Source organism: uncultured Campylobacter sp. (genome assembly GCF_937997595.1).
Taxonomy (GTDB): Bacteria; Campylobacterota; Campylobacteria; order Campylobacterales; family Campylobacteraceae; genus Campylobacter_B.
The window spans coordinates 1-6,138 of sequence record NZ_CALKTS010000181.1 but is presented as its reverse complement, the minus strand read 5'-3'; the positions used below and the strand labels follow the sequence as shown (position 1 = coordinate 6,138).

General features: G+C 46.2%; 5 protein-coding genes and 1 pseudogene. 3 read left to right on the top strand and 3 right to left on the bottom strand.

The window, feature by feature from the left end; translation table 11 throughout:
* The first annotated feature begins 152 nt into the window (after window positions 1-152).
* The 3 genes and pseudogenes from Q0614_RS06560 to Q0614_RS06550 form a co-directional block, all read left to right on the top strand.
* Window positions 153-1,820 (top strand): anaerobic C4-dicarboxylate transporter, encoded by a 1,668-nt coding sequence (locus Q0614_RS06560; RefSeq protein ID WP_297997173.1) that lies wholly within the window; start codon window positions 153-155, stop codon window positions 1,818-1,820.
* A 207-nt stretch (window positions 1,821-2,027) separates the two neighbouring features.
* Entirely contained in the window at window positions 2,028-3,278 is a 1,251-nt protein-coding gene (gene larA, locus Q0614_RS06555; RefSeq protein ID WP_298787433.1) for a nickel-dependent lactate racemase, read from the top strand.
* A gap of 2 nt (window positions 3,279-3,280) precedes the next feature.
* Window positions 3,281-3,991, top strand: a pseudogene (locus tag Q0614_RS06550) (LarC family nickel insertion protein); the annotation flags it as partial.
* On the opposite strand, the gene rsmH reads toward Q0614_RS06550, so the two are convergent.
* The 3 genes from rsmH to Q0614_RS06540 all read right to left on the bottom strand — a co-directional run.
* Complete coding sequence (gene rsmH, locus Q0614_RS12555) at window positions 3,890-4,642, bottom strand: 16S rRNA (cytosine(1402)-N(4))-methyltransferase RsmH (protein ID WP_366125047.1); 753 nt, start codon at window positions 4,640-4,642, stop codon at window positions 3,890-3,892. The pseudogene Q0614_RS06550 and the gene rsmH overlap by 102 nt on opposite strands.
* Window positions 4,643-4,647: 5 nt before the next feature.
* Window positions 4,648-5,097 carry a division/cell wall cluster transcriptional repressor MraZ gene (gene mraZ / locus Q0614_RS06545; RefSeq protein WP_298787429.1) on the bottom strand — a complete coding sequence of 150 codons (450 nt, stop codon included), beginning with the start codon at window positions 5,095-5,097 and terminating at the stop codon, window positions 4,648-4,650.
* A 387-nt stretch (window positions 5,098-5,484) separates the two neighbouring features.
* The coding region (locus tag Q0614_RS06540) for an RNA polymerase sigma factor RpoD/SigA (protein WP_298787427.1) at window positions 5,485-6,138 on the bottom strand (654 nt) is incomplete at its 5' end.

Sequence of the window (6,138 nt, the reverse complement as noted above, 5' to 3'; positions counted from 1 at the left end):
CATTTCGCTATAAATTCTGCTTTAAAATTATAATTTCAGTAAATTTTTATTTTGACAGATTTTTAAAATTCGCAACGCTCCTTTAATTTTGTTTAAATAAAAAGTTAGTATAATCGCCAAAGTTTGTTTTAAATTTTACTGAAGGAGAAACTATGGAGTTTCTGACAAGTTTGTCTGAAAGCACTCAATTCTTTTTGCAGCTCATTATAGTCTTGGGCTGTTTGTTTTATGGTGCTAAAAAAGGCGGTATGGCGCTGGGAATTCTAGGCGGTATAGGCTTAGTGATCTTAGTGTTTGGATTTAGATTAGAGCCGGGTAAGCCGGCAGTGGACGTTATTTTAACTATCCTCGCAGTTGTCGTAGCAAGTGCAACGCTACAGGCTACGGGAGGACTTGACGTAATGCTTCAAATAGCGGAGAAATTGCTTCGTAAGCATCCGAAGATGGTTTGTATCATCGCTCCAACTGTTGCGTGGACGCTTACAATCTTATGCGGAACCGGACACACCGTCTATACGCTGCTTCCGATCATCTATGACGTAGCTATTAAAAACGGAATTCGCCCTGAGCGCCCGATGGCTGCTTCTACGATCTCCTCGCAACTTGCTATCATCGCTAGCCCCGTTTCGGTTGCCGGCGTTTCGATGGTCGCGATCTTACTAGGTCAAGGCGTGCATATCGAGGGCTTTAGTACGTATTTGGATCTACTTAAATTAACTATCCCTTCTACTTTCATCGGTATGCTTGCGATCGGAACGTGGTCGATTTTTAGAGGTAAAGATCTAGATAAAGATCCGGAATTCCAAGAAAAGATCAAAGATCCAGAGCAGAAAAAATATATATACGGCGAAAGCACGACATTGTTAGGTCAAAAGCTTCCTAGGATTAAGTGGGTTTGCATGTGGATATTCTTAGCCACTATTGCGCTAGTTGCGGTTTTAGGTTACGAGAAAAGCTTGCGTCCTGCGTGGACTAAAAATGTTCCGGGAAAATCCGTAGAGATCATCGTCGATAAAAAAACGGTCAAAAATATCACGATCAAAGATGGTCAGGTCATCTCCATGGTGGACGGCGGTAAGGTCGTCTCAAACGTCAAAGAGTCCAAAGCCAAAGATGCGACTAAATTTAATAGCGTCGAAATTTACGACAAAGATAAAAAGCTAGCTCAAAGCATCGTCTCTCAAGACGGAAACGTCGTCATCACGACAGGCGATAAGAGCGAGAGCATCGCAAACGCAAGCATTGTCGTAAAAGATACGATGAAAAAGACCACAAATTTAAATATGGTCTTAACCATTCAAATTTTCATGCTTCTTGCAGCATCCATTATGATGATTGTCTCGGGTATCAAAGCGGGCAATATCGCTAAAAATGAAATTTTTCATAGCGGTATGATCGCGCTTGTAGCCATTTATGGAATTTCATGGATGGCAGAGACTATGTTTACCGCTCATATCGAAATGCTTAAAGCGTCGCTAGGTAAGGTCGTTATGGCGTATCCGTGGACGTATGTCATCGTTTCGCTGCTAATTAGTAAATTCCTTAACTCTCAAGCAGCAGCGGTTGCTACTTTCGTACCGCTAGCGGTTAGCATCGGTATCGATCCGGGTCTTATTATTGCGTTTGCACCTGCTTGCTACGGATACTATATCCTACCTACCTATCCGAGCGATCTTGCGGCGATCCAGTTCGACCGCTCCGGCACTACGCACATCGGTAAATTCGTCATCAACCACAGCTTCATTTTCCCTGGGCTAATAGGCGTTCTTACTTCATGCGCGATGGGCTTTATCTTCGCTCATATTTACGGCTATTTATAATAGTTGCGCTCGCGGGCATATGGCTCGCGAGCTTTAAATTTCAAATCCCAGCGGCTTTTTAAAATTTTATAAAATTTTGAAATTTTAAATGCTCTAAATTTTTAAATTCTAAAGCTTTCTAAATTTCGTTCATAACCCGCGCAAGGCTAAATCGTTTTAAATAAAATTTACGTTATAATCCCGCCAAATTCCACATAGGAGGCAGATATGCAAATCCCTATCGCATACGGCAAAGACGATCACCTAAAATTAGAGATAAACGAGAAAAATTTGCTCGGCGTTTTCGATCCAAACCCCGTGGCTAAATTTGACGAAACGGCGCTCATCGTAAAGGCTCTGGCAAATCCGATAAATCAAAAAAGCTTTGATGAGTTTATCGCGGGCGATGAAAAGATCGTCATCATTGTAAACGACGGCACGAGACCTACGCCTACGGCAAAAGTTTTAAAGCAAATTTACCCAAAAATCCGCGAGAAAAATAAAATTTTCATCATCGCCACCGGCTGCCACAGAGAAGGCACGCTAGAAGAGTACGATATGATCTTCGGCAAAGAAATTTACGCGGAGATTAGAGCCAAAAACGAAGTTCACGATCACGACTCCAAGCACGATGAGATGGTATTTTTAGGCGAGTCCAAAAACGGCACGCAGATGTATCTAAACAAAATCGTAGCAGAATCCAAAAAAGTGATCGTCATAGGCTCGGTCGAGCCGCACTATTTTGCTGGCTACACGGGCGGCAGAAAGGCATTTTTGCCGGGCACCGCGTCGTACGAGAGCATCACGCAAAATCACAAGCTCGCCCTAAGCTCCGACGCGCAGGCGCTGCGCCTAGAGGGCAATCCCGTGCACGAGGATATGATCGACGCGATGAAGGTGCTAGCGCACATCGACGTTTTTTCGATCCAAACGGTGCTTGATAGCGAGCATGGCGTGTATTACGCAAGCGCGGGCGATTTGAACGACAGCTTTTACGACTGCGTGAAAAAGGCCGACGAGGTTTTTTGCGTAAATATCCCGCGCAAGGCAGATATCGTGATTTCGGTCGCGCCATATCCGATGGACATCGATCTCTATCAAGCGCAAAAAGCCCTAGACAACGGCAAACTAGCGCTTGCTGAAGGGGGAATTTTAATAATGGTCGCAAAGTGCCGCACCGGCATCGGACCAAAGCCGTTTTTTGATCTGATGGCATCCGCGGATACGCCTAAAAAGGTGCTCGAAAAGATCAGCGCGGGCTTTAAGCTCGGCTATCACAAGGCCGCTAAAATGGCCGAAATCTCGCTCTGGGCGCAGACCTGGGCGGTGTCGGATCTTAGCGACGATGAGATGCGAGCCGTGCATCTAAAGCCCTATCACGACATACAAAAGGCCGTGGACGACGCGCTCGCGCAAAAGGGCGCGGACACGAAGATCATCATCCTGCCGTTTGGCTCGATGACGGTGCCTAAGGCCTAGGCTTGGCTAAAATTTTATATTACGACGCGAGCTGCGGCATCAGCGGCGATATGAATTTAGGCGCGCTGGTGGGGCTCGGCGTGGATTTTGGTTATCTTTGCGCCGAGCTTGAGAAGTTAAATTTAGCCGGCGAATTTAAGCTAGAGCGTAAAAACGTGCTAAAAAACGGCATCGCCGCGACCAAAATCGACGTCGTGCCGCTAAAATCGCAGCCCCACGCCAGAAGCTACGCCGATATCAAGCAAATTTTAGAGGGTTCAAATTTAAGCAAGCGCTGCAAGCAAAGAGCGGGTGCGATATTTCGCACGATCGCGCAGGCCGAGGCCAAAGTCCACGGCACGCAGATAGATCGGGTGCATTTCCACGAGCTTGGCGCGATAGACTCTATCGTCGATATCGCGGGCGCGGCGATCTGCCTCGAGTATCTTTTTGAAAATTTAGGCGTCTCGCGCGTGCTAAGCTCCAAAATCGAGCTTGGTGGCGGCGTAGCGATCTGCGACCACGGTGCGCTTAGCGTACCTGCGCCAGCCGTTTGTGAAATTTTAAGAGGAGTGCCTGTAAGTCTCGGGCGCGCAAATTTTGAGATGACTACGCCAACGGGAGCTGCAATTTTAAAGGCTTGCGCGGATGAGTTTACAGATAGCGCGAGTTTTAGGATAGAAAAGATCGGCAAGGCGGGCGAACGCTTTTTCAAGCAGACGCGGCAGCCGATCAAGCTCACTGTTGACGGCAATCCGCAAGGCCTGAAAGGTCTTGGTTGCAGGATGTATGGGGCCATGCCGAAAACGAACGGGAACAGCATTGAACACGGTTTCGCTCAGCTGCTGCGCTTCCGTAAAGGGTGTTTTTTGCCGTGCTTCCACGATAGCGCGGGCAATCGGCCGGGAAAACCGCTCTTCGGCAAATAAGTACAATACATCCGCCAACTGTTTTTCGCTGTAGGAGTTGACAATCTCGGCAGCCGAGAGCGGTTCATCCGGATTGATGCGCATATCAAGCGGCTCACCGGCATGAAACGAAAAGCCTCGTCCGGATTCCTTATAATGGAAAAGAGAAATCCCTAAATCGAATAAGATGAGCGATGGATCGGCGATATCCTGCGGATACTGTTCAAAAAAAGCATCCGACCAACCGAGAAAGAAGCGTACCCGTTCGCTGAAAGGGGCAAGTCGCACTTTTGCCTTTGCCTGAATTGCAGGATCTGCATCAATGCCGATTACCCGCAGTTGCGGAAAAGTCTTTAAAAAAGCCTCGGTATGCCCCCCCTCGCCTAATGTACCGTCAATAAAGAGCGGATCGGGACTTTCCGGAGCAAGAAATTGGAGGCATTCCTGCAATAAAACCGATGTGTGTACAAAGTTCATACATATTAAAAACGGATAATTCCCAGCTCTTCGCTTGCTTGATAAAAATCCGCTTCGCTTCCCTCCAGATAAGATCGATATTCACCCGCATTCCATAGTTCAAGATAACGGTTAATTCCCAATAGCACGCAGTCTTTTTCAAGCTGTGCATATTCTCGTAAACTTTGAGGTATGGAGATACGGCCTGCCTTGTCAATCTCGATTTCTTGAGCCGGAGCGATAAGCCTTCGCAACACCAGACGTGAATTCGCTTGAAACAACGATGCGGATTGCATAACTTTTTCCGACAGCAGCGTCCATTCATCCGGCGGGAATATCCATAAGCAGCGATCCACGCCCCGCGTAATAACGAGTTGCGAATCATGCAGTAAACAGCGCAGTTTTACAGGAAACATAATACGCCCTTTTTCATCAAGCGTATTATTATATTCTCCCGAAAATGCACTTTTTTCCACTTTTTTCTACCTTTCCCCACTTTCACCCACAACTTGATATTTTACCGGTAAAACGATAAATGTCAAGAAAGCTCTTAACCGAGAATCTAAGTTCTAAACGAAACGGAAAAAAATGCGGTAATGGATTTAATAGGATCGGCACGGATGGGATTGTCAGACGATAAGCATGGAGTGAGCCACGCTATACAGAGACTTAATTTTGAATTCGTCGGGGATGGCGAAAAAGTAACCGACTTTTTCAGACATCCCCTCATAGTCAAGGATACCCACGGATGAACATCCTTGACTAGTCGGTTACAGCCGGCTTTAATGCCTTCATATTACGGCGCAAAGTATGCGCTGTACGGCAACAGGGCATTACCCCCTCTTGCACAAATAAAACTTCGATTACGCAACAAAACTTTCAAGCTCGTGCAGATGACCAGCCGATTGTAAGCGTTCAAGCGCTTTTTTTTCAATTTGACGGATACGTTCCTTTGTCAGATTAAAACGATGCCCGACTTCTTTCAATGAAAGTTGTTCATATCCGTTTAGGCCAAACCGATAGCGCAGGATTTCCGCCTCCCGTTCACTCAGCGAATCCAACAATATATCGATATTTTCGCGTAAATCCCTGTCAAGTACATAACTTTCCGGCTGCATATAGCGGGTATCTTCGATAAAATCACCGGCATGAGCGGTACTGTTGTCGGTAAACACCGGCGCATCCAAAGAGACCGGATCACGGGCTGCATTCATAATGGTTTGTACCATCTCCGGCTCAATATGGAGCTCTTGGGCAATGCTATTCAATTCCTTATCCTCAGAGCCGCTTTTTTCCATCAATTTACGTGCCTTTTCAATCTGAACCAATTCATTTGCACGATTAAGCGGCAGCCGAATCATACGGGATTTTTCACAAATTGCTTTTAAGATAGCTTGGCGAATCCACCATACTGCATAAGAAATGAACTTATACCCTTTATCGGGATCAAAACGATCCGCCTCATTCATCAATCCGATATTGCCTTCGCTGATTAAATCCATAATCGGGATATTCTT

What these genes read in the sequence shown, in the direction of transcription:
- rsmH (WP_366125047.1), bottom strand. Translation starts at nt 4,642, where the DNA reads ATGAACTTTGTACACACATCGGTTTTATTGCAGGAATGCCTCCAATTT.
- Q0614_RS06560 (WP_297997173.1), top strand. Translation starts at nt 153, where the DNA reads ATGGAGTTTCTGACAAGTTTGTCTGAAAGCACTCAATTCTTTTTGCAG.
- larA (WP_298787433.1), top strand. Translation starts at nt 2,028, where the DNA reads ATGCAAATCCCTATCGCATACGGCAAAGACGATCACCTAAAATTAGAG.